Genomic DNA, 23,307 nt, shown 5'->3' on the forward strand with positions numbered 1-23,307 from the left:
CCGGGGGAACGAGCTGCGCCGCTGGCGCAGCCGGCCTCCGGTTTCTTACTATACCCATACATGATGCTATATTGGCATGATGGCAATTGGCACCGCTTTCGCCAATGCCGGACAAGCCGATACAGCGAAACTGGAGGAAATCACATGGAAATGAAGGGCATCATGGGGGGATTTTATAAAATCTCTGAGTGGGTCATGCGTCTTTCGGTAACAAACGTGCTGTGGGCAATTTGTTCGGTGCCGTTTTGGTTTGTTGTCGTGCTGGCTTTATTCGCGCCTGTTACGGAGCAAGATGCGACGACTGGCATGCTGTACGTAGCAATTGCAGTATCGCCTTTTACGTTGTTCCCATCGACAGCTGCAATGTTCACGGTTGCCCGTAAGTGGGTTATGGGCGAAGGTGATGTTCCTTTGTTCAAAACGTTCTTCCGTGGCTACAAAGAGAACTTTGTACAAAGCATGCTGGGCGGATTATTGTATGCAGTGCTCTTTGCCATTATGGTGGTCGACCTGACTGTGTATCGCTCGGAGCCGAGCATGCAGCTGATTTCCTTCCTCTTTATCGGATTTTTGTTTATTCTCGTAGTTTCGCTATTTAACTTCTTCTCGATGCTGGTCCACTATCATATGAAGACGTTCCAACTGCTTAAGAACGCTGTGTTAATTACAATTGGACGGCCGTTCCGTTCAATCAGCACGTTGATGATGGCGGTTGTTGTGCTAATGATCAGTTGGAAGTTTACGTTCTTGTTCCCGTTCTTTACGGGCAGCATCATTGCTTACTTGTCCTACTGGAACTTTAACCTGATTTATCAAAAGATGCAGGCGCAGGCGGAGAAGCTGGCAGCAGCCGAGGCTGAGGCAGTTGAAAATGCATCCGATGATGAAGCAGAAGGCGAATCTTCGGATATCATAATCGGTAAAAAATAACGTATGGCTGTACGTTTACTTTTGATGAAGAACGGTCTATAATAACGTTACATCCTGCGATGCTCGTAACGGCTCTTCGTTGTTTTGAACCAATGGCTGTTTCACGGGAGACCTAAATCGGAATGCAGCTGACATGCCCTCATGTAGGGATCTCAAACCCATTCCTGCGGACCCCCACCTGCGAGAGCGGGTTCAGAAACATGTGAGTCGGACGGCATCCGCGGGTTTCTGTAATCAAACAATCCCGGTCCTACTTGGACCGGGATTTTTGTATAGGACGGGTTAAAATTGTCGGATGAGGTATAATCATGGTATGATAGTGATTAGTGCTCATAGAAGTCGGAGGGGGAGATCTAGTTGTTGAAGCGGACCTTGATCGGATTGCTGCGCAGTCATGAACAAACAGGGGACAAGGCAAAGGATCCGTTGTTGAAATCCCATTATTACAAGTTGTCTAAGGATAAAACCTGGGATGAAGTGTTGTCTACACTGAAGAAGATTCAGGGCTACCGGATTATTCATGAAGTGCCTTCAGTAGGTGAGATTGTTCTTGAGAAGCGTACAGTGACAGGGCGTACAATGGATATAACTGTTTCTGTCATCGGGATAAACCCGCTTAATAGCGCGGTTGACATCTATTCTGCATCACGTGGTTCGCTTGGGGACCTAGGTTCTAACTACCGCGTTATAGTCGATCTATACCGGATTTTGGACAAGAAGCTGTCTTCCTACAAGACGACAAGCAACAAGTAAGCCTAACTGTCCTAAACGGTCATATCGATCCAAATAAAAAGCGAGGAAGGAAGCTCCTTCACTCGCTTTGTTTATGCGATAATTAAATTACAGAAGCCCTTTAACTGCAGCAAGTGCTTGCTCGTAGTTCGGGTGCTCCGTCATTTCGCTCAAGTACTCAACGTATTGCACTTTGTCGTTGCTGTCAAGAACGAAGATCGAACGCATGTCCAGGCCCAGCTCTTTGATATATACGCCGTAAGCTTCGCCGAAGCTATGTGCTTTGTAGTCGGACAGCAGAACGACACGGTCGACGCCTGCAGCTCCGCACCAGCGAGCTTGAGCGAATGGCAAGTCTACGCTAACGGTGATAATAACAACATTCTCGCCGAGGCTGCTTGCTTCTTCATTGAAGCGGCGCGTTTGTGCATCACAAACGCCTGTGTCAATGGAAGGGACGACGCTGATGAGCTTGATTTTGCCTGCATAGTCCTTGAGGGAAACTACTTCAAGCAGGTTCTTGTGCAGTTGGAAGTCTGGAGCTTGATCGCCGACTTGGAGACCAGGGCCCACCAATGTAAGTGGATTGCCTTTGAAAGCGGCAACGCCGTTGCGTTCTTGTGACATACGAATACGTCCTCCTTAGGGAAAATGGTGTATACCACCAATTATTATAATCCTTTTGATTCTGGCTTGTCCAATTCGTCGCAAAAGGGGATATCGAATGATTTTTTTACGTTATGAAACCTTCCGTGGTTATTTGCGTATGTATCCCGTCACTGTGCTTATTATTGCAATCAATATCGCAATGTTTATGATTACGATGTTGAATGGCGGGTCTAATGATGGAGAAACCTTGTATCGTTTCGGTGCATTTCTGCAAACGGAGGATGACCCGTACGGCCTGGATGAGCCTTGGCGTTATGTGACTGCTATTTTTTTACATGCTGGATTTATGCACCTCTTTTATAATTTGATTTCGTTGATTATTTTCGCTCCTCCATTAGAGAGGCTGCTCGGCCATGTTCGTTATGGTTTGTTCTTCGTTGTAACAGGGGTTGTAGGGAATTTGTTTAGCGCAATGTTCCATCAGGGCGAAGTGTTGTCTGTTGGGGCGTCAGGAGCGATTTATGGCGTATATGGCGCCTTCTTGTTCTTGAGTGTTTTTGGCAAACATAGGCTCGATGAGGGCTCTCGCAAGACTGTATACAGCATTTTGATCTTTGGCCTCATCTACTCGTTCCTGGTACCTACGATCAACATCTGGGCGCATATCGGAGGCGGAATCGCAGGTTTTGTCTTATATGGATGGTTTGAACGGAAGTTGCTGCGCCGGTAAGGCGGAAGCAAAGCGTGTGCAAGACGATGGAAGGAGAGAATTCACGACTAAACATGGAACTACGCCAGCTTCACTACTTCGTAAAAGTAGCCAAGAAAGAACATGTTACACAAGCAGCAGAAGAGCTGCATGTCGCGCAGTCGGCCGTTAGCCGGCAAATTCATCAACTGGAAGAGGAACTCGGGGTAAAGCTGTTTTTGCAAAAGGGCCGGAACCTGCAGCTCACGCCAGCTGGGCAGCTCTTCTTAAAACGTGCTGAGGTTATTCTAAGCGATCTTGAGAAAGCGGTAATCGAAATCCACGAGTTTATGGATCCAGAGCGTGGAGAGATTCGTCTGGGGTTCCCGCATAGCTTGGGAATGTCGCTCGTGCCGCAAGTCGTTGCTGCTTTCCGCAAGCAGCATCCAAAGGTGAAATTTAGGTTTAAGCAAGGAATGTACCCGACATTGTTGCGTGATATGGTGCAAGGGGATATTGATTTAGCATTTATTTCGCCTTTCCCAGATGACCATCAATCGGTTTGTGGCGAGGTTCTATTAACTGAGCAGTTGTTAGCTATCCTGCCGCCTGGCCATCCGCTTGCAGGAGCGGAAGAGATCGATTTGGCGGAGCTGAAGGATGAGACGTTTGTTATGTTTAGTGAAGGGTATTCCTTGCGGCCGATCGTGTGGGAAGCGTGTCTAGAAGCAGGCTTTATGCCTAAGATCGGGTTTGAAGGCGAAGAGACGGATACAATACGCGGTTTAGTCGCAGCGGGCATGGGGGTCAGCCTCCTGCCTGACATGGCATTGCGCCAGACGGGACCGTTACAGCCTGCGAAAGTGAGGCTTCGAACGCCTAGTGTCACGCGTACGATTGGATTGATTCATCGAAGCAATGAGAAGTTGCCGTTGGTAGCAAAAGTGTTCCAAGCCTTCTTGATCGATTACTTCAACAATACGCTGCAAGACAATCATTAATGAGCGGATAGTGAAACCCCCTGATAGATGCCGCCGGCGGCATCTATCAGGGGGTTTTTGTGTTTTGTGATATCTCATTCAATGATATCGATTAATCATCGTTATTGGACGAGGTGAAGATCATAATATATTTAACGAGCTCCAGTAAGGAGATGAGCGCTGCCGCTACATAAGTTAAAGCTGCGGCATTCAACACCTTGGCGACGCCTCGTTCTTCGTCGTTGCGAATGAAGCCTTCTGATACCATAAGGTCGCGCGCTCTGTTGCTGGCATTGAATTCAACAGGCAGCGTGATCAGCTGGAACGCGACAGCTACGGAGAAGAATATGATTCCGACTCCGATTAACCCCGTCCAGTGGAACAGGAAGCCTGCAAGAAGCAGGAAGGGAGCGAAGCCGGATGCGAAATTAACGACTGGAAATATTTGATGGCGAAGAGCGAGCATTGGATAATGGTTCGCGTGTTGAATCGCATGGCCAACTTCGTGGCATGCAACGGAGATCGCCGAGATCGAACTTTCATAATAGACGGGCTCGGATAAACGAACGACACGATGAGTAGGGTCATAGTGGTCGGATAGTGTGCCTCGTACAGGTTCGATAGGGATGTTATGCAAGCCATTGGCATCTAGCATTCGCCGCGCGGCGTCGTAGCCGGTCATCCCGCTCGTCGCCTGCACCTTGGACCAGCGGTTGAATGTGCCGCGAACTCGGAACTGGGCCCAGACCGAAATGCCAAACGCAATGAGAATCAAGAAATCCATCGGGTGGAAAAATAGCATGATTGTCGTACTCCCTTCACATTCGTACAGAATTACATAAGATTGCTTTTGTTCATTAGAAGCATGAGCGCTTCAACACAGGCTGCTGTCTGCGGGATGATCCGCGTGTAGAGGCGGTTCGCTTGCCGAGGCTTCAATTGATTAAGAACAGGCTCAAGCTCTTTTACTTCCCGCTCCAATTTGACGAGCTGATGCTGCAGCTCGCTCAGCTTTTGCGATACCTCCTCTTCGGATGTTACTTTGTTCCAGTCGCGTAGCTCGCGCTTAATCTCATCAAGCGAATATTTTTCCGCCTTCATTTGTTCGATACGTTTGAGCCTTATCAATGTTTCATCACAATACAGGCGGTAATTTTTGTCTGAACGGCGTTCAGGTTCAATAAGTCCTAAAGAAGTATAGTAGTCAATTGTTCTCGGGCTGACGTTAGCCTTCTTCGCTAGTTCGCCTATACGGTATAACGATTTTTCAACCACGTTCGCACCTTCTTTCTCTCGCATTCGCACTCCTTATTTTATGATAACGGGTAAAGAACCATACAGTCAAACGTCATGCTTTTTGTTGCGGATATCGTTGAAAATACGTAACAATACTGCCACATGAACATCTTGAAGTTAACAAAAGTAAATCTACACAAGGGGAGAGGTGGACAAATGGCTAGATTTAAGAGGAGAAACTAACAGATGTACACCTTAGTTCCGTCATAACTGTCATAAAACTTAACATTTGGCTACTAGAGGGTTACGATTGTTATGGAATGTGAGCATTTTCGAAAAAAACGTATTGTCAAATGTGAAGAACCTTACTATAATGACATTAAGTCTTTCGCGTAGTGTTAGGAAACATAACATTAAGGGAGTGGTCGTTGTGGTCAAGAAATTGTTGCTTTCTGTAGGGGCATTGCTAATGCTGTTCCCGGCAATGGCATTTGCAGCGGATGAAGGACCATCCACCGCAATGCTTAACATGGGTCTAAACTCGGTATGGATCTTGGTGTCATTCATACTGGTACTTTTGATGCAGGGTGGATTCATTCTATTAGAAACAGGTTCAACTCGAATGAAAAATGCGGGCCACGTAGCCGGCAAAACGATATTTACAGTCGGTCTTTGTACATTAATTTATTGGGCTTTCGGCTATGGCATCTTCAACGGCAGCGACGAAATTAGCGCAGGCTTGAAGAAATTCATCGGATGGGGAGACTTCTTCTTCGATCCAACAGTAGCGGGTGGCGAAGGCGACAGCTATCCAATTACGACGTTCTTCCTGTTCCAGCTTGCATTCGCAACAATCTCGTTATCGATTGCTTGGGGCGGATTCGCAGAACGTGCTAAACTTTCTGTTTATCTCGTCTTCACGGTATTGTTCTCCATCTTCGTATACCCGGTTGTAGCGCACTGGATCTGGGGCGGCGGCTGGTTGGCCCAAGATGGCGCGCAAGACTATGCAGGCTCGACGGTTGTTCACTTAACAGGTGCATTGGCAGCGATGGCGGCAACGATCTTGCTTAAGCCTCGTATCGGCAAGTTCAATAAAGACGGCTCTTCGAATGAAATTCTTGGCCATAACCAAGTATTCAGCGCATTGTCTGTGCTGTTGCTGTGGGTAGGCTGGTTCGGCTTCAACGCAGGCAGCGCATTAGGCGTAGGCGATGGCTTCTTCGGTTTCGTAGCATTCAACACGATGCTGGGCGCTGGTGCAGGCACAGTTGCAGCGTTGCTCATCTCGTGGGCAATTACGGGCAAAGCAGATATTACGACAACACTTAACGGTGCACTGGCAGGCCTAGTTGCCATCACGGCATCTTGCGCATTCGTAGATCCTTGGGCGGCAGTTGTCATCGGTTTGGTAGCTGGCGTACTCGTATTCTTCAGCGCTAAATTGTTTGAGAAACTTCGCATTGACGATCCAATCTTCGCTCTGTCGGTACACGGTGCGGCAGGCGTATGGGGAACGCTCGCTAACGGTATCTTTGCTACGAAAGATCTAGCAGAAAAAGTTGGCGTTGGTAAAGGCGGACTTATCGACACGGGCAGCTGGCATCAGCTGTGGGTTCAATTCGAATCCGTTGCCGTTTCGGGTGCATATGTTCTTATCGTTTCCTTCATCATTCTCGGTGTCATGAAACTTGTCATGGGCCTTCGCGTAACGGAAGAGCAAGAAATTATCGGTCTCGACTTGAGCGAGCACGGTACGTATGGATACCCAGAGCAAATGAAAAAATCGAACAATATTCAAGCGTAATCGAATATTGCAGGCATTTTGACCGAGGGGAGAGGACAGGGCATGAGCGATCCGGAAGCGGTGCAGCTCTTGAAGTCGATCGATAATGCGGTCGATGAAAGCGCGCTGCGCAGCCTGCGGGATCATGTTAACGATCGTATGGAAGCGATACGGTCTGAACTGCCGGTCGAACAGTTTTATAACGAGCTGAACGAGGCTTATGATGCAATCATTAGACGCGCGATAAGCCTCGCAGAAGCACATTTGGCACGGATGGGGATGGGTTCTCCTCCCGTGCCTTATGCATATTTGCTGTTCGGAAGCGGAGGAAGACAAGAGCAGACTCTATCGAGCGATCAAGATAGCGGCCTCGTATATGCAGATATCGACTCGTTGGAGCAGGCGGAGGCTGGCAGGCTTTATTTTACCGAGTTATCGAAGCAAATTGTCATTCAATTAGAATGGTTGGGATTCCCTCGGTGTGAGGGGAACGTGCTGAGCGACAACCCTTCGTGGGGCATGCCGCTTAGCCAATGGCGAGCGCAAATCAATGGGTGGTTTGAGGAGCCGGCGTGGGAAGCGGTGCGGTATTTGTTAATTGTTGCTGATGGACGCTGCGTATATGGGGAGTATGCGCTGTCCGAACAATTGAAAGATGTCTTTTTTAATGATGTGCGCAATCATCCAATGATTACGACCCGTATGCTAGAAAATACGATGCGCCATAAGGTGCTGCTCGGCGTGTTTGGCCAGTTGTTGAAAGAACAGTATGGCGAAGATGCTGGCAGCCTGGACCTGAAGTATGGCGCCTACATTCCGATGGTCAATGCTATCCGGCTAATGGCTATTCTCCAAGGCATCCGTGAAACGAAGACAACTGGCCGGATGAAGGCGCTTCTTGCTACAGGCGTAATTACATCGGAAGAAGCGAATTCGATCACGAATGCATTTCGATTGTTTTTGAGGTTGCGGTTGATGACGACCGAGAAGCATGAAAAAGGGCTGTACACCAATAATGGCAAGCTGGCTGTTGGGAAGCTTTCCAAAGAGCTAATCGAAGAGCTCAAGAGTGGGCTCAAAGTCGGGAAAAAGCTGCAGCGGCGCGTTTTTAAGCATACCTCAGGCAAGTTAAGGTAATTCGGAGGGGAACAGGCGATGAAAGAACAGAAGGGCGCCGGGCGGATGTGGCATCTGTACAAAATGGGCGGGATAACCCCGGCAATCGCATCCATGCTCGGCTCTCAGAATGCTCAGCAGATGGCGTTCATTCGATCGATGGCGAAGGAACAGCGCAAGAAATCTACATTAGATATTCCGCTGCGGGAGCTGGAATTCATCGTGTTCGATCTCGAAACGACGGGGTTTTATCCATATAATGGTGATGAAATCATTTCGTTCGGTGCTGTGTTAGTTAAGGGCGACGAAATATTCGAGGATGTTTCTTTCTATAGCTTGGTCAATCCAAAACGCCGAATTCCAATGCATATCACGCAATTGACTGGCATTACGAATGAAATGGTTGAAGGTGCGCCCGATCTGATGCAAGTGCTGCATGATTTTATGGAGTTCGTCGGCCGCCGCATATTAATTGCACATGGCAGCGGCCACGATAAACAATTTCTCAATGCAGCGTTATGGCGAACGTCTAAAGTTAACCTCACGCATCGATTGCTGGATACGATGATGGTGGCCAAATGGCTGGAGCCAAAGCGACCTGAGGGGTATGGTTTGGACGAATTGCTGGAAAGCGCAAATATTCCGATCGCAGACCGGCATCATGCACTTAAGGACTCCATTATGACAGCTAAGCTGTGGATGGCTTATCTCAAAAAAATTCAAGAGCGCAACATTGTAACATTAGACGATTTGTACGCTTATTTAAGCAAATAATGACCACCCAAGAGCGGAGCTCTTGGGTTGTTTATTTTATAGGGGCTTCTGGCGTGATCGCAACCGTAAGTGTGAACCATGTTTGTGCCGATGATAACAGGCGGTAAGCGCTCAATTGTGGTTGTGTCGCAGCGAACGAGACAATAAGCATGACAGGGTCAGTTCCTTGCGGCAATCCGGCAGCGTCCGACAAGGAGGGGATAGGCGCTGTCGTGGGATGGCTGTGAAAATACCCGATGAGAGACTGGTTCGTTCGCATCATGAAGTAATAGGCATTGATCCACGCTTGTGGGTCAAATGTGAATGCATGCCGTGGTTCGGGGTGGACGTTAGCAATGGGCAAGGCAACATCCACGGCGAGTGGGACATTATCGGATAAGGTTGAACTAGGTGATGTAACGCTACTGGCGAGCAGGCCGCACGCTTCGTTGGGCAATTGTGATTGACAGTAGCTAACGATGGAAGCATAAGCCTGTGGGCTGAGTGAAAGGGTTGATGCAGCTGTTGAATCCAACATGAAGGCTCCTGACATCTTAAAGAATGGGTGCTGCAAACCAGTATAGCGTACTTTAGTTGGCGGGGATACTATTGCTAGCCGGATTGTGTCATATTCATGAAACCATAATAGAACGATGTGAATTGAAGCGGCTGGTCGCTTGAGCAGGCCTATGGCTGCGTGGTAACATGAAAGGAAGTTAGTTAGGGAAGGGCTGGGCCTTGAATGAATCGGAAAATGATACTTGTTGTGCTTGTCGCGGCAGCGCTCGTCGTTATAGCGATAACACAGTTTACGCAAAATAAAGAAAAAACAGCTGCTACAGCAACAACAACGAAACCGAAAGCTGGTTATGATGCCCCTGTCGTTCAACTTCCAGACTTGCAGGAAAATATGGTGCAGGTTGGGGGGGCGAGTGATAAGGTGCGGTTTATTAATTTTTGGGCAGCGTGGTGCGGCCCTTGTGAGCTAGAGGCGCCTGAGCTGCAAGAGGCTTTTGAGAAGTATGGCGATAAAATCTCGTTCCTAGGCGTGAACAGCACGAAGCATGACCGTGAACGGAGTGCGCGGGAGTTCGTTGACCAACAGAAGCTGACATTTCCGATCCTAATGGATAGGGATGATGATGCGACAGTGCAATACAAAGTCAGCCAGTACCCGACTTCATTCGTTGTGGACCGAAGCGGCAAGATTGTAGAACGAATTAATGGTGTAGTAACGTTAGCGGATTTTGAGCGAATTGTGAAAGAATACGCAAGTGACGCAGGGTGAATGGGCTAGTTGATAGCTGGCTCGATAAGAATTGGCAATAACGGCAACAAGAAAGGCTGCACCGTCTAGATGACGCGTGCAGCCTTTCTGTTTGTATCCCTATGGCTAGTGATTTACGAGGCCAAGGCGCTCGTGCGACTCATAGCCGACCGATTCAATCTTCGACATGCCGAGCAGTGCGTAACGAATGCTGTCGACGAGTGCTTCCCAGCTTGCTTCAACAACGTTGCTGGAAACGCCGACTGTGCTCCAGGTGTTTTCAAAGTCAGACGATTCGACGAGAACGCGTACTTTAGCAGCGGTCGCGTCCTTCTCATCAATAACACGCACTTTGTAATCGGACAAATGAATGTTGTTGATTTCCGGGTAGAATTGAACAAGCGCCTTGCGAAGGGCATTGTCCATTGCATTAACGGGACCATTGCCTTCGGCAGCCGTGTATACGGTTTGGCCATCAACCGTGATCTTCACAATTGCTTCAGACAGCATGTGGCCATTGGATTTATCGACAAGCATTTTGAACGATTCAACCTTGAACAATTCGGTTGTTTCGCCGTAAGCTTCGCGGAGCAGCAGTTCAAGCGATGCATCAGCACCCTCGAATTGGTAGCCTTGATGCTCAAGGTCCTTGATCCGGTTCATGATGTCTTTCGTTTTCTCGGTGTTGGCATTGACGTCCAGCCCGAGTTCTTGCGCCTTGGAGATGATATTGCTTTGGCCTGCAAGCTCCGATACGAGAATGCGCTGTTTGTTGCCGACAAGCTCAGGCACAATGTGCTCATACGTCTTGGAATCCTTCATAATCGCAGATACGTGAATGCCGCCTTTATGTGCAAATGCTGCATTGCCAACATAAGGTTGCCCAACCGGCATGTGTACGTTTGCGATTTCGCTAATGTAACGCGCCGTGCCGGTCAACGCTTGAAGCTGCTGCGTGCTCACGCAAGAATAGCCCATTTTGAGCTGCAAGTTCGGGATGATGGAGCAAAGGTTCGCATTGCCGCATCGTTCGCCATAACCGTTGATGGTGCCCTGCACCTGGCGTGCGCCAGCCTGGATAGCTGCAAGTGAGTTCGCGACAGCCAATTCGCAGTCGTTATGGGTATGAATGCCGATTGGCGCACTTAGCTCCGAACGGATGTGGGAAACGATCTCATGGATCTCGCCAGGCAATGTGCCGCCGTTCGTGTCACACAAGACGAGCCAGTCTGCACCAGCCTCTTGGGCACGTTTCAATACAGACAATGTGTATTCCGGATTGTTCTTGTAGCCGTCGAAGAAATGCTCAGCGTCGAACATGGCTTCGATTCCATTCCGCTTCAAATAAGCGATGGAATCGTAAATCATTGCGATATTTTCTTCAAGCGTTGTTTGCAGCGCGGTGTGGACGTGGAAATCCCACGATTTGCCGACGAGCGTCGCAGCAGGCACGCCTGATTCAACGATGCGCACGAGGCTGGAGTCATGCTCGGCGATACTGTTTTTGCGGCGAGTGCTGCCAAATGCAGTAAGCTTCGCATTCAGCCCAAGCGACTTCGCGCGTTGGAAAAATTCAATGTCTTTGCCGTTGCTTCCAGGATTGCCGCCTTCAATATAATGAACGCCCAATGCGTCAAGTTTCAGGGCAATTTTGAGTTTGTCTTCCGCTGACAGGCTGATCCCTTCACCTTGTGTGCCGTCGCGCAGCGTTGTGTCAAAGATCGAGATGGCATTGGTCATGGCCGGGACGTCCCCTCCTTCAATATCCGTTCCGAAAAACGTTCGTTCTCAAGTCATAATTTCCTATTATAACACTTGTCCAACGGAATGTAGAGAGGAAGCGTTATTTTTTTTAGGCTGTGTTCCCGTTGACCCTTGGGAGATGAAGGGGGTATGCTGAAGAGGACGCGCAATGGACGGAGTTTAAGCACGCTAGGAGCGAAAAGGGGTGGTGAGATGGAGCAAAATGACCGTTATTATCCGGCCAAAGGCAGGGTCATCCTACACCTAGATATGAATGCGTTTTATTGTTCGGTGCACGAGGCAGAGGATCCGCACCAATATGCCGGCCAGCCAACGGCAGTAGCGGGAAGCGTAGAGCTGCGCAAAGGGATCATTGTAACCTGTTCTTATGCCGCCAGAAGCAAAGGGGTTCGCACAGGCATGACGGTCAAGCAGGCGATGCGGCTCTGTCCGGAGCTTATGCTCATTCGCCCCGACTTCGAACTGTATCGGCAATACTCGCGCGGTTTTATGACGATCGCAAACCAATATACGCCGCTAGTTGAGGCAACATCGATTGATGAGTGTTATTTGGATATTACAGGTTCAAAGCAATTCGGCTCGCCGCTTGATATTGCCCAGGAGATCCAGCGCCGCATTCGAACGGAATGGTCACTTCCTTGCTCAATAGGCGTAGCGCCGAACAAGCTGCTTGCGAAGATGGCGTCCGATATGCATAAGCCTAATGGGCTTACGATACTTCGAATTCGGGATGTTCCATCGCTGTTGTGGGATAAGCCGTGTGATACGTTGTTTGGGATTGGCCGGAAGACAGCGGAAAAGCTGCGGAAGCTGAACATTATGACGATCGGCCAACTGGCAGCAACGGAGGAAACGTTGCTCGTGCGGCAATTCGGCGTATATGGGCATTGGATGAAGGCTGCAGCACATGGGCTCGATGACTCTCCGGTTAAGGAGGGGCGTGAGCGAAACAAATCGATTGGGCATACGACGACGCTGCCAGCCGATCTGACCAAACGGGAGGATGCGCACCGCGTGCTGCTGAATTTAGCTGACCAGACGGGCCGGCGCCTCCGCCGGCAGCAAATGATGGCGAAGGTCGTCCAAGTGACGATCCGCAGGCCGGATATGTCGACGATTCAGCGGTCGGCGACGCTGGACGTGCCGACGGAGACGGCTGATATATTTTATAGGGAAGCCTGCCGGCTGTTCGATGCGAACTGGATGGAACCGGAGCCAGTTCGGTTGCTAGGCGTAACATTGCAGCAGCTGTCACGGAAAGTCGATACAGCGGTGCAGCTGGATCTATTTAATTATGAAGAGCAACCTCGTAAAGAGGCGCTGACGCGCGCAATGGACGCACTTCGCGACAAATTCGGAGAGAGCGCAGTGCTGACAGCCGGGATGCTTGGCGACGATCCATCTGCCTTAATTCGGAATAAGCGAATTCGCGGTACATCCTTGCAAACTGACGAGCATATGATATATAGTGATGAGTGAAGAATTCTTTTGAATTCACTCATACATCACGCATTATCATATAATGCTAGTTTACTGCAATATTTATAGGAGGGTTTATCATGGGCAAATTTACTTGGGTAGATAAAGATACGTGCATCGCATGTGGCGCATGCGGAGCTACTGCTCCTGACATTTATGATTACGACGATGAAGGCCTTGCAGAAACGATCTACCAGGCTGACGGCAACACAGGCACGAAAGCAATTCCAGAGGACTTGTATGATGACCTGCAAGATGCAGCTGACGGCTGCCCGACAGATTCCATCAAGATCGCAGACGAACCATTCAACGCCTAATCGTACAGAACTGCCTCCAAGCCTTGTCCGTTAATTGGACAAGGCTTTTTTATATGCTGAATTTGCCTTCTGGAATTATCGTTTAGCGGTTAAGTTCCGATATAAGGGGTAAGAACCTGCGTTACGCGTATTTGGAGGTGAGCCATGTATGGAGCCGATCCGTCATGCCGAGCATTTGAAACAATATGTGAAGAGACATCCCGATAATCAAATGGCCTGGTACTTGCTTGGCAAGCAATACGAGGATCAAGGAAAAGATGCAAAAGCGAATTACTGCTATATTCAGGCTGGAGATGTATATGAGGCTTTCGAGCAACGGTTAAACCCATTGGATGAAGCACAGGCGCAAATTCAAGCGCAGGCAGCCCACGCGTTAGAATGGCTGCGCAAGGCGCGTATTCGCCGCTTATGGTACCGGGCAGCAACGATTGCTGCTGCGCTGCTGCTTCTCATTATTGCGTGGCCGCGAGGGCAATTCACGGATGAGGAGAAGCTAGTGACACATTCTCGCCCGATTGATGCAGCAGCAGTGGGCGTTGTGTTCGTGCAATCGACGGAAGCGGAGGAGCTGGGAGAGGCTATGCATCAGCTGTCAGTTGGCGAGCGGCGGGCAGCGTTGGGCATTACTGCGCGGCTGCAGCAATTGGATGGCTGGCGCAATTGGAACGGGAATACGTCGCTGCTGTTCGCTGTACAGCGCATGCCTGCTGGTGGCGTGGTCCAAATGAGCTGGTACGAGTCACGCCTATGCGATTGTGAGCCGGCAGATGCAACAAGCGCTTATGCGGCGTTTGCGGACTGGAGCCAGGAACAGGAGCAGCGCTGGGCGCTGAGCAGCGGCATACGGCAATATTTTGCGCGGGTCGGGAAGTGGCCTGCTTCTATTGCGGAACTCACGCAACCCTATCCTAACAATACGATTTCAGGGGATACGGCGTTAATGAATGCGATGTTTGGCCAAGTGCTAGAGGGAGCGAAGGAGCAGTTGCGGCAATCGGCTAAAGGCGGCAAGCAAGGGACTGGAGGAGCGGCGGGAGCTTCGCATGGCACAGGGCAAGGCTCGGCGAAAGGGCAGGGATCGGGAAGTGGCGCCGAGGCTAAGCTGTCTCTCTCGAATGAGCCGCTTCGCATCATTGTGGATAAGAACGTGCACAGGCTAGCAGTTGTGAGTGGCGATGTGCTAGTACGGTCGTATAAGGTTGGGCTTGGGGGCGGACGAACGCCCGAAGGCGAATTTAACATTAGCGAGAAGGTGGAAAATCCGAATGGGCGCTCAGATGGGCCATTTGGAAGCCGGGGCATGACATTGTCGAATACCCGTTATGCGATTCATGGAACGGATGAGCCGCAAAGCCTAGGAGGCGACGAATCACTAGGCTGCATACGGATGAGCAAGGAAGATGTGGAGGAACTTTACGATCTTGTGCCGCTGGGCACACGGGTGACGATACAAAAAGGAGGGCTGCCCGGCGATGTTTCGGGATCTGAGAGCCGATTCCGGCTAGATCCGAAGCAAGACGAGACAAACCCTCGCGGTGTTTATGCATGGTTGGATTAAGGCTAAATTATGTAAGAATAAGCAATAGGGCCATTCCGACGATAATGATGCCTACAATAGAAGAGATCCAGATTAGTGCCCGTTTGTTGACCGTCTCTGCCTGCTTAACTTTCATCGCAGGCGCTTTGCGTTTCGGTGCGCTCATGGCGATCACCCTTTCTATAGGGAAGTAGGAAACTGCGAATACTTGTATTGTAACCGTTTGCGTGAAACGCTGCAATATGGCATCCAGTTAACAATGTGGTGAATAGATGCGATTGAGCTAGCTCTGATAAGGGGCGGCTCTTTTCTTTTCCTCTAGAAACAGCTACACTAAAGGGTAGAGAATTAATGCGTACTGATTATAGAGAACGGAGTGAACACCTTTGCTGTATACAAAAATGCTCAAACCGTTGATGTTCAAGCTGGATGCGGAACGAGCCCACCATCTTACGATCGGCGGGTTATCTGCCGCAGGGAAAGTGCCAGGCGCGACCGCGATACTGCGCTCGTTATATGGCGTGAATGCAGCGCCAGAGCTAGCAATTGACCTGCTGGGCATGTCATTTGCCCACCCGATCGGATTGGCAGCGGGGCTCGATAAGAATGGAGCGGCAACGGACAGCTTCTCAAATGTAGGCCTTGCTTTCATGGAAGTAGGGACTGTGACGCCTAAGGGACAGGCGGGCAACGACCAACCGCGCCTGTTCAGGCTCCCGCCAGATGAAGCGTTAATTAACCGAATGGGTTTTAATAATGAAGGTGCGCAAGCGATGGCGGACAAGCTGGGCAAGCGCCGCAACCGTACGGTTCCTCTGGCTGTCAACATTGGCAAAAATAAAACAACGCCAAATGAACTGGCGCACGAGGATTATCGCAGCTGCATTCAAACGTTGTATGATTATGGCGATTTCTTCGTCGTAAATATTAGCTCGCCTAACACGCCGGACCTGAGGGCGCTCCAGCATGGCGATGAGCTGCGGCTGCTGCTTGCGACGGTTACGGAGGAGATGGCTGCACAAGCTGCGAAGCGCGGGCAGCAAGTGAAGCCAGCACTTGTCAAGATTGCTCCAGATATGACGGACGAGCAGTTGGAGTATACGGTGGATACGATCGCTTCTAGCGGCATCGCCGGCATCATTGCGACGAACACGACGTTGTCGCGTGAAGGGCTGACCCATGCTAACGCGAAGGAAATGGGCGGCATGAGCGGCAAGCCGCTGCGTGACCGTTCGACGGAGGTTATAGCGTCTGTTTATCGCCAAACGGGCGGCAAGCTGCCTATTATTGGCTCCGGAGGCATTTTTACAGCCGATGACGCATACGATAAAATTCGCGCAGGTGCGAGTTTAGTCGAAATTTACACTGCGCTTATTTATAAAGGACCCGAGGTGTTCCGTGAACTGACCGACGGATTGAAGGAACGGCTTAGACGGGACGGATATCGAAGCGTGAAGGAAGCGGTAGGCTCCAGCCATCACTAATCGGAACAGGAGGCGGCCGGATGGACGGAAGAGATTGGAATTTATTTTTGCAACCCTATGAGCAAGCTGTTGAGGAATTAAAGGTCAAGCTGAAGACGATGCGGTCGGAACTCAAGATGCGTGAAGCGTATGCTCCGATTGAATTCGTCACCGGCCGTGTCAAAAAAATTTCGAGCGTCATGGAGAAAGCCAAACGGCTGCAAGTGCCGCCGGATAAGCTGGAATACGGGATTGAAGATATTGCAGGCATACGGATTATGTGCCAATTCGTTGATGATATTCATCGCGTAGCTGGCCTCATTCGCTCCCGCCAAGACCTGACGCTCGTATACGAGAAAGATTATATTACGAACTTCAAGGACAGCGGCTACCGCAGCTATCATATGATCGTTGAGTATCCGGTTCAAACCGCGCTCGGCCTGAAGAAGGTGCTGGCCGAAATTCAAATTCGGACGCTAGCGATGAACTTCTGGGCGACAATTGAGCATTCCTTGAACTACAAATATAAAGAAAGCTTGCCAGAGGACGTACGGCATCGATTGAAAAAAGCGGCGGAAGCTGCATCGTTGCTCGATACCGAAATGTCAAGCATTCGAGCGGAAATATTGGATGCCCAACGCGGATTCGAGGAGAAGTCAAACGTCGTCTCCCGCGTACTGACAGGCATTCAGCATCTATACTTCTATCACCGATTCCGTGAGGCTGCCCAGTTCCAGTTGAAATTCAACGAGCTGTGGGAGCAAGAGGACGTGTTTGGTTTGAAGCAGTTATCGGATGAGCTGGACCAGTCGATTATTAAAGCAAAACGAAGCGGACAGCATTAGACATAAAGGCCGGGCGACCTTGCGGGTCGGCCCGGCTTTTGTTCTGGCTAGCAGGAGGACAGGAAGATGAAATACGACTTGCCGACGGTGTTCGTCGAGCAGATGAAACGGCTGCTAGGCGAGCAGATCGACGATTTCATGGGATCTTATGATGCGCCGAGGCTGTACGGGCTTCGCATGAATAGCTTGAAGGTTGGAGAAGCGCAGTGGGCGAAGCTGTCGCCTTGGCGGCTGCGCCCGATCCCATGGTGCAGCACTGGCAGTTATTATAACGGTGATGACCGTCCTGGCAAGCATCCCTATTACCACGCGGGTTTATACTATATTCAAGAACCTAGCGCGATGGCGCCAGTCGAGCTGCTGGACGTTCAGCCTGGGCATCGCGTGCTTGATTTATGCGCGGCGCCTGGCGGCAAGTCGACTCAAATTGCGGCGAAGCTGCAAGGGACGGGCATTCTGGTGTCCAATGATAATGCAGCAGAGCGAACGAAGGCGCTGGCGAAAAATATTGAGTTGGCAGGCGTACGCAACGCTGTCGTATTAAATGAAGAGCCAGCTTCACTCGTGCCGGTGTTCGATGGATGGTTCGACCGCATTCTCGTAGATGCGCCGTGCTCGGGCGAAGGGATGTTCCGCAAGGATGAATCCATGATAGCAGCTTGGGAGCGGCACTCCGTGGAGCGTTGCTCGATCATGCAGCGGGATATTTTGCGAGACGCAACAGCAATGCTAGCGCCTGGCGGCCTATTGGTATATTCGACTTGCACGTTCTCTCCAGCAGAGAACGAAGCGCAGATTGCAGCGATCTTAGCAGCAAATGATGAGCTGGAGGCCGTTCCGGTCCGGCTAGCGCCTGGGTTCGTGCCAGGCCGGCCGGAATGGGGACGAACTGCTGGTGCTGGTGTTCGCACAGAGCCTGGAGACGAATCAGGCACAGCGATTGGTGCCCAGGCCGGCCAAGCCGCTGGCATCGGGTCGAATGCTGCCGAGGAAGCCGATGGCTGGGCTGCCTGCGGCATGGTGCGGCTATGGCCGCATTTGCTGGATGGCGAGGGGCATTTTGCTGCTGTTATCCGCCGGCGTTCGGCACAAGAAGGGGCAGCGCAGGCCGTTCAGCATGATGGCCATGCCGGAGCGATGCATGCAAGAGGCGAGGGGCCTGGCAGCCGAGGCAACAGCCAGGCGCTTGCTGCGGCAACGGAGCCGCAGCATCGTGAGCGCGGCAGCAAGCGTAGCGGGCGTGGGAGCGAAGAGCCGAAGCTGCGTGCTCGCGGGGCTAACGCAAAAGGGGCAGCCAGTGGCGGCAAGCGCGGCGAGCAGCCTCAATCGCGGACAGGCTCGGGCAAGGGTGGCCGTGGCGGTTCGGCAACTGCTGCAGCGATTGATCCGGCAACGTCCTGGCGCGAATTCGCGAACGAGCATTTGGCAGGAGCAGAGAATTGGTCCGGCACGATTGTTGCATTCGGCGCGCGCGTCTATCTGCAGCCCAGCGGGATGCCTTCGTTAGACGGCTTGCGTGTCGTTCGCGCTGGTTGGTATTTGGGCGATGCAGGCGCATATCGGTTCGAGCCATCACAAGCGCTAGCGATGGGATTAAAAGCGAGTGAGGCGAAGCTGTCTTGGCATGCGCCAGTGGATGATCCAGCGATTTTGCGTTATTTGAAAGGCGAGACACTTCATTTGGACCCCGAGGCTTTGACTGTGGCGATTCCGGCGGATACGCTAGTTAAAGGCTATACGCTTGTGTGCGTGGACGGATATCCGCTCGGCTGGGGCAAATACGCGTCTGGCATGCTGAAAAACGAGCTGCCGGCTGGATGGAGATGGGTATAGATGGGCAAAGCAAGCAAGGAGAAAACGTTGGCAGATAAAAGGCTTCGATTGGACAAGCTGTTATCCAATATGGGCTATGGAACACGCAGCGAGATTAAGAAAGCGGTGAAGCAGGGCAGCGTGACGGTTGATGGCCGCGTAGTGAAGGATAGCGGGCTTCAAATTAAGCCGAAAGAGCAACAGGTTGCGTTTAACGGCGAACAGGTCATTTATCGGGATGTCATTTACTTAATGCTTCATAAGCCGCCTGGCGTAGTGTCTGCAACAGAGGATTCTCGCGACCAAACGGTGATCGACTTGCTCGACACAAACGATCAGGTGCTTCAGCCATTCCCCGTTGGCCGATTGGATAAGGATACGGAGGGTTTGCTGCTGCTGACCAATGATGGGCAGTTGGCTCACGATTTGCTGTCGCCGCGCAAGCATGTGTCCAAAACTTATTTTGCACGCGTATTGGGTGAGGAAGCAGTGGGTCAAGCGGATCGCGACCAGTTCGCTTCTGGCGTCGAGTTGGATGATGGCTATGTGACAATGCCAGCGAGGCTGGAGATCGAGCAGACGGAGCGGACGGATGAGGGATGGTTGTCTTTGATTCAAATTACGATTCAAGAAGGCAAATTCCATCAGATCAAACGGATGTTCCAAGCGGTTGGCAAACAAGTTATTTACTTAAAGCGGCTGTCCATGGGACCGCTGCACTTGGATGAGACGCTGCCAATCGGTGAATATCGCGAGCTAACGGAGGATGAGATTGAGCTTCTGCGTTCGCATCGAGCGGAGAATGCGTAAGGAAAGAAAAGGAATAGCTTCACGGACAAGAGAGGGAGAGGATGATACCAATGACGCATCAAATCGAACTGCCTTATGCGCTTATCGCGCTCGATGTTGACGGGACGCTGCTTACAGATGGCCACGAGTTGACGGAAGGGACGCGTGAAGCCGTGCGCGCTGCTGGCCTGCATGGCGCGGAGCTTATGCTTTGTACAGGACGGGGACCAGCCGGCGCATTGCTCATAATGGAGCAGCTTGGGCTTGGCGGGACGATAATAACGCACAATGGGGCGGCTACAGTCGATGCGGAAGATCGGAGCATCATTCATCAATTTGATTTTCCGCAGGAGCAGGTGGAGCGGTTCGTCGCTTATTGCCAAGAGCATAATGTCCACTATGATTTGAATACGGCGTTTGATCTCTACGTATTCCAGCAAGTGGACCAAGAAGGGCTCGACCTTTATGCCAAATATGGCGTTGTGCCTATCGTGCTTGAACCTGGGGAACAGGTGCCGGGTGATCTCGTGAAGTTAACGGTTTTTGCTGATCCGGCGACACTTGATGTGCTTGAAGCGGAATGGCGGACTTGGGATACGGAATTGCAGGTTATTCGAAGCGGTGAATATTTTATAGATGTCCAGCACGCTTCAGCTAACAAAGGCAGTGCGCTTGAACAATTCGCCTTGAAGCGGGGCATTGCCCAACAGAATATTATGGCGATTGGCAATTATTATAATGACATCGGCATGCTTCGATATGCGGGACTTGGCGTTGCGATGGCGAATTCGCCGGATGAAGTGAAGGCAGCCGCGAATGCACAGACACGCTCGAATGCTGAAGATGGCGTGAAATATGCATTAGAGCAATATGTATTAGGAATTAGGGCTGAAAGCTGAGGAATGGCCTAGCCAACGCAACTCAGCCGATAAAACCGGAAAAGCGCCAGGCAGCTCAGCTGCCTGGCGCTTTTCCTATGGTTTACGCATCGCTCAGGTGATTAGTACAAGATTCCGCGAGTAACAATTACCAGCAGAATGAACAGAACCAGGATGACACCTGCCGTCGTGAAACCTCCACCGCCGTATACACCGGACATGCGATATTCCTCCCTGAATCTTTATTCCGGCCCTCGGGGCTTGCTGCCGCTTGTGGTTCGTTTGCCGTTGTTGTTTGTTTCGTCTGCCCCGTCGCTCGGTATACAGTATAGTATGAAAAACAGCCCGCAGCGATTGGACATTTGCCCTGTATCTTATACATTTGGGCTCATGCCCGGCTCGAGGTGGTTATTGGCATGTGCACAGCTAGCGGTACAGATGGCAGGCGGGGGCAGATGGCTGAAAGACAGGTGTAGGGTGATTTGGTTTGGTTTGCCTGGAGGCTGGTGAAACCCTTATTTTTAACAGTTATTCGTAAGTAATTGGTTTCGTTGAAGGTGAAAACAGGCTGAACGTTTCGTCTCGCAAGAGTGAACGTTCAGCCTGTTTTTGTTCAAAAAATGCTGCATTCATGGGGAGGCTGGCGCTTAAGATAGCCGCCGCAGCCCTTTAGGCAAATGGTTTTTGAGCTGGCTCTCGCTTGCTTTCGCCCACCCTACAGGAAGGCTGTCGACTGCTATTAGCGTCCATCCATTAATCCCATCAGGCGCTTGCAATGCTTCGCCGCGAAGGAATGCGGCTAGTTCAGGCGAATCTGCTGGATAGGATACAGCGCGGGCAGCTTCGCCTTCGCTAACCGAGATAGCAAGCGCATGAGCAGGCTCGATGCGTTTGGTTCGAATATCGCCTAGATGCAGGCCAGGACGAACGACTTTTAGCCCATGCAGGGAGAAGGCGCCAAAACGCTTTTCTGCATCATGTGGCAGCCAGTATAACGCGTCGCCAAAGCGTAACGGTTCGCCAGGGCCAAGCGCCAAGCGAGGCAACGCTTCCTGGGCGAAAGATTCGAACAAAGCCATTTCGGCTGTTAGATTGGCATGGCCATTGCCCGGTCTGGTGATTGCGCGGCGATCGTTGCGTTTGGGTTTTGATCGCGGACGAGGGCTGGATGAAAGGGCAGCGTCTGCCGACGCATCCGCATCTTTCGACTTCGTTAACACAGCGACAAAATGCCCTTCGCCTCTGCATTGATGCGGCCATAGGCGCTCTGTCCGTTCCAGTTTAAAAGCAGGAAATGCTTCAAGAAACGCTGCGATAGCGTCCTCATTCTCGGCGCGATTGAACGTGCAGGTGGAATAGACGAGACGCCCACCAGGCTTCAGCATGCGGGCAGCATGGACGAGAATGTCCGCTTGCCGAGTGGCGCATAGCTCCACATGTGCCGGGGACCATTCCGCGATCGCATCGGGGTCTTTACGGAACATGCCTTCACCCGAGCATGGTGCGTCAAGCATAATGCGGTCAAAGAAAATGGGAAAACGTTCCGAAAGCTGATCGGGCGTTGCGCAGGTGACGACTGTGTTGCGGAACCCGCAGCGTTCGACGTTTTCGCTTAAAATTTTGGCGCGAGCGGGATGAATTTCATTCGCAATAAGTAGGCCTTGATTGTTCATGGCTCCAGCAATTTGGGTCGTCTTGCCGCCTGGCGCAGCAGCGAGGTCGAGAATGGTCTCGCCAGGATGCGCCTCAAGCGCGTCCGCTGCTGACATTGCTGATGGCTCTTGTATATAGTAGAGCCCTGCTGCATGATACGGGTGCTTGCCCGGACGGGTTGCTTCATTGTAATAGAAGCCTGTCTTGCACCATTCGATTGGTTCTAACGAGAACAGGCTGCTTAATGCTTGGAAACGCTGATCGCCTGCCCATTGCAGGAGCGGCAACTTTATTGGGTTAAATCGTAAGCCGTAGGCCCGGGGCGCGTCGTAGCTAGCGAGAAATGCCGGCATCTGGTCACCCAGCAGCTGTTGGGACTGCTGGATGAACGTCTCCGGGAGCAGGTTACGCACTTGGGTAATGGACAATTTCAAGCACTCCTTCTAAATCGGAAAAAGTGGCGGTTACCGTCCGCGGCGTCCGCCGCCGTTGTTCGAGCGATCACCGCGAGAGCTGCCGCCGCGCGGAGCAGAGCCGCCGCGCTTGCCTGCTGGCGCAGAGCCAGCGCCGCCGCGGGAGCCGCCGCGTCCGCCGCCAGCGGCAGGGGCATCGCCCCACGCGCTAGCGCTGGCGGAGCCGCCGCGCTTGCCCGCTGGCGCAGAGCCAGCGCCAC

Annotated in this window: 24 protein-coding genes, 1 other RNA gene and 1 pseudogene; 17 read left to right on the top strand and 9 right to left on the bottom strand. The window is 51.3% G+C overall.

Annotated features, from left to right (window positions below; translation table 11 throughout):
* Nucleotides 1-144: 144 nt before the first annotated feature.
* From GON22_RS12465 to GON22_RS12475, 3 genes are all read left to right on the top strand, one after another.
* Nucleotides 145-930, top strand: a complete 786-nt coding sequence (locus GON22_RS12465; protein WP_160396423.1) for a YesL family protein — start codon at nucleotides 145-147, stop codon at nucleotides 928-930.
* Nucleotides 931-978: 48 nt separating this feature from the next.
* A non-coding RNA gene (gene ssrS / locus GON22_RS12470) (6S RNA) lies at nucleotides 979-1,161 on the top strand.
* Between the two features lie 126 nt (nucleotides 1,162-1,287).
* The gene (locus GON22_RS12475) at nucleotides 1,288-1,683 is read left to right on the top strand and encodes a DUF1499 domain-containing protein (protein WP_160396424.1); all 396 of its coding nucleotides are present in this window, start codon (nucleotides 1,288-1,290) and stop codon (nucleotides 1,681-1,683) included.
* An 87-nt stretch (nucleotides 1,684-1,770) separates the two neighbouring features.
* On the opposite strand, the gene tpx is transcribed toward GON22_RS12475, so the two are convergent.
* Nucleotides 1,771-2,289, bottom strand: coding sequence for a thiol peroxidase (gene tpx, locus GON22_RS12480; RefSeq protein WP_160396425.1), 519 nt, complete (start codon nucleotides 2,287-2,289; stop codon nucleotides 1,771-1,773).
* Nucleotides 2,290-2,386: 97 nt separating this feature from the next.
* Here tpx and GON22_RS12485 point away from each other — a divergent pair, with 97 nt between their 5' ends.
* Together GON22_RS12485 and GON22_RS12490 are read left to right on the top strand one after the other, a co-directional pair.
* On the top strand, nucleotides 2,387-3,001 hold the full coding sequence (locus tag GON22_RS12485; RefSeq protein ID WP_160396426.1) for a rhomboid family intramembrane serine protease: 615 nt from the start codon (nucleotides 2,387-2,389) through the stop codon (nucleotides 2,999-3,001).
* A gap of 53 nt (nucleotides 3,002-3,054) precedes the next feature.
* Nucleotides 3,055-3,960: a LysR family transcriptional regulator gene (locus GON22_RS12490; protein ID WP_160396427.1), complete on the top strand. Its 906-nt coding sequence runs from the start codon at nucleotides 3,055-3,057 to the stop codon at nucleotides 3,958-3,960.
* A 91-nt stretch (nucleotides 3,961-4,051) separates the two neighbouring features.
* Here the strand turns inward: GON22_RS12490 and GON22_RS12495 are convergent, their stop codons facing one another.
* Entirely contained in the window at nucleotides 4,052-4,741 is a 690-nt protein-coding gene (locus GON22_RS12495; RefSeq protein WP_160396428.1) for a zinc metallopeptidase, read from the bottom strand.
* Between the two features lie 32 nt (nucleotides 4,742-4,773).
* Nucleotides 4,774-5,238, bottom strand: a complete 465-nt coding sequence (locus GON22_RS12500; RefSeq protein WP_160396429.1) for a MerR family transcriptional regulator — start codon at nucleotides 5,236-5,238, stop codon at nucleotides 4,774-4,776.
* Nucleotides 5,239-5,605: 367 nt separating this feature from the next.
* On the opposite strand from GON22_RS12500, the gene GON22_RS12505 reads away from it, so the two are divergent.
* Genes GON22_RS12505 through GON22_RS12515 form a run of 3 tightly spaced genes read left to right on the top strand, consistent with a single transcriptional unit; the run spans nucleotide 5,606 to nucleotide 8,851 of the window.
* Nucleotides 5,606-6,982, top strand: a complete 1,377-nt coding sequence (locus GON22_RS12505; protein WP_442954374.1) for an ammonium transporter — start codon at nucleotides 5,606-5,608, stop codon at nucleotides 6,980-6,982.
* 42 nt (nucleotides 6,983-7,024) lie between these two features.
* Nucleotides 7,025-8,098 (top strand): DUF294 nucleotidyltransferase-like domain-containing protein, encoded by a 1,074-nt coding sequence (locus GON22_RS12510; RefSeq protein ID WP_160396431.1) that lies wholly within the window; start codon nucleotides 7,025-7,027, stop codon nucleotides 8,096-8,098.
* A gap of 18 nt (nucleotides 8,099-8,116) precedes the next feature.
* A complete protein-coding gene (locus GON22_RS12515) occupies nucleotides 8,117-8,851 on the top strand; it encodes a 3'-5' exonuclease (protein ID WP_160396432.1) in 735 nt (244 codons plus the stop codon).
* A 31-nt stretch (nucleotides 8,852-8,882) separates the two neighbouring features.
* Here GON22_RS12515 and GON22_RS12520 read toward each other — a convergent pair whose 3' ends face one another.
* Nucleotides 8,883-9,368: a M67 family metallopeptidase gene (locus tag GON22_RS12520; protein ID WP_160396433.1), complete on the bottom strand. Its 486-nt coding sequence runs from the start codon at nucleotides 9,366-9,368 to the stop codon at nucleotides 8,883-8,885.
* 204 nt (nucleotides 9,369-9,572) lie between these two features.
* On the opposite strand from GON22_RS12520, the gene GON22_RS12525 reads away from it, so the two are divergent.
* Nucleotides 9,573-10,118, top strand: coding sequence for a TlpA family protein disulfide reductase (locus GON22_RS12525; protein ID WP_160396434.1), 546 nt, complete (start codon nucleotides 9,573-9,575; stop codon nucleotides 10,116-10,118).
* A gap of 105 nt (nucleotides 10,119-10,223) precedes the next feature.
* Here GON22_RS12525 and cimA read toward each other — a convergent pair whose 3' ends face one another.
* Entirely contained in the window at nucleotides 10,224-11,837 is a 1,614-nt protein-coding gene (gene cimA, locus GON22_RS12530) for a citramalate synthase (RefSeq protein ID WP_160396435.1), read from the bottom strand.
* A 216-nt stretch (nucleotides 11,838-12,053) separates the two neighbouring features.
* Here cimA and GON22_RS12535 point away from each other — a divergent pair, with 216 nt between their 5' ends.
* The 3 genes from GON22_RS12535 to GON22_RS12545 all read left to right on the top strand — a co-directional run bounded on the left by GON22_RS12535 (nucleotide 12,054) and on the right by GON22_RS12545 (nucleotide 15,215).
* Nucleotides 12,054-13,340, top strand: a complete 1,287-nt coding sequence (locus tag GON22_RS12535) for a DNA polymerase IV (protein WP_160396450.1) — start codon at nucleotides 12,054-12,056, stop codon at nucleotides 13,338-13,340.
* An 80-nt stretch (nucleotides 13,341-13,420) separates the two neighbouring features.
* Nucleotides 13,421-13,657 (top strand): ferredoxin, encoded by a 237-nt coding sequence (locus tag GON22_RS12540; protein WP_160396436.1) that lies wholly within the window; start codon nucleotides 13,421-13,423, stop codon nucleotides 13,655-13,657.
* A gap of 148 nt (nucleotides 13,658-13,805) precedes the next feature.
* Nucleotides 13,806-15,215 (top strand): L,D-transpeptidase family protein, encoded by a 1,410-nt coding sequence (locus GON22_RS12545; RefSeq protein WP_160396437.1) that lies wholly within the window; start codon nucleotides 13,806-13,808, stop codon nucleotides 15,213-15,215.
* A gap of 7 nt (nucleotides 15,216-15,222) precedes the next feature.
* Here the strand turns inward: GON22_RS12545 and GON22_RS25745 are convergent, their stop codons facing one another.
* Nucleotides 15,223-15,360: a hypothetical protein gene (locus GON22_RS25745; RefSeq protein WP_202113209.1), complete on the bottom strand. Its 138-nt coding sequence runs from the start codon at nucleotides 15,358-15,360 to the stop codon at nucleotides 15,223-15,225.
* Nucleotides 15,361-15,580: 220 nt separating this feature from the next.
* Between GON22_RS25745 and GON22_RS12550 the strand changes: the two genes are divergently transcribed.
* From GON22_RS12550 to GON22_RS12570, 5 genes are all read left to right on the top strand, one after another.
* Nucleotides 15,581-16,678: a quinone-dependent dihydroorotate dehydrogenase gene (locus tag GON22_RS12550; protein WP_160396438.1), complete on the top strand. Its 1,098-nt coding sequence runs from the start codon at nucleotides 15,581-15,583 to the stop codon at nucleotides 16,676-16,678.
* A gap of 20 nt (nucleotides 16,679-16,698) precedes the next feature.
* Nucleotides 16,699-17,502, top strand: a complete 804-nt coding sequence (locus tag GON22_RS12555) for a GTP pyrophosphokinase (RefSeq protein WP_160396439.1) — start codon at nucleotides 16,699-16,701, stop codon at nucleotides 17,500-17,502.
* 66 nt (nucleotides 17,503-17,568) lie between these two features.
* Nucleotides 17,569-19,335, top strand: a complete 1,767-nt coding sequence (locus GON22_RS12560; RefSeq protein WP_160396440.1) for an RsmB/NOP family class I SAM-dependent RNA methyltransferase — start codon at nucleotides 17,569-17,571, stop codon at nucleotides 19,333-19,335.
* Nucleotides 19,336-20,124, top strand: a complete 789-nt coding sequence (locus GON22_RS12565; protein WP_160396441.1) for a pseudouridine synthase — start codon at nucleotides 19,336-19,338, stop codon at nucleotides 20,122-20,124.
* A gap of 50 nt (nucleotides 20,125-20,174) precedes the next feature.
* Nucleotides 20,175-21,002, top strand: coding sequence for a Cof-type HAD-IIB family hydrolase (locus tag GON22_RS12570; RefSeq protein ID WP_202113210.1), 828 nt, complete (start codon nucleotides 20,175-20,177; stop codon nucleotides 21,000-21,002).
* A 101-nt stretch (nucleotides 21,003-21,103) separates the two neighbouring features.
* On the opposite strand, the gene GON22_RS12575 is transcribed toward GON22_RS12570, so the two are convergent.
* The 3 genes and pseudogenes from GON22_RS12575 to GON22_RS12585 all read right to left on the bottom strand — a co-directional run.
* The gene (locus GON22_RS12575; RefSeq protein ID WP_006036210.1) at nucleotides 21,104-21,202 is read right to left on the bottom strand and encodes a hypothetical protein; all 99 of its coding nucleotides are present in this window, start codon (nucleotides 21,200-21,202) and stop codon (nucleotides 21,104-21,106) included.
* A gap of 426 nt (nucleotides 21,203-21,628) precedes the next feature.
* Entirely contained in the window at nucleotides 21,629-23,062 is a 1,434-nt protein-coding gene (locus tag GON22_RS12580; protein WP_160396442.1) for an RsmB/NOP family class I SAM-dependent RNA methyltransferase, read from the bottom strand.
* 36 nt (nucleotides 23,063-23,098) lie between these two features.
* Nucleotides 23,099-23,307, bottom strand: a pseudogene (locus GON22_RS12585) (DEAD/DEAH box helicase); the annotation flags it as partial.

This window comes from Paenibacillus sp. MMS18-CY102 (assembly GCF_009789195.1).
Classification (GTDB): Bacteria; Bacillota; Bacilli; order Paenibacillales; family Paenibacillaceae; genus Paenibacillus_T.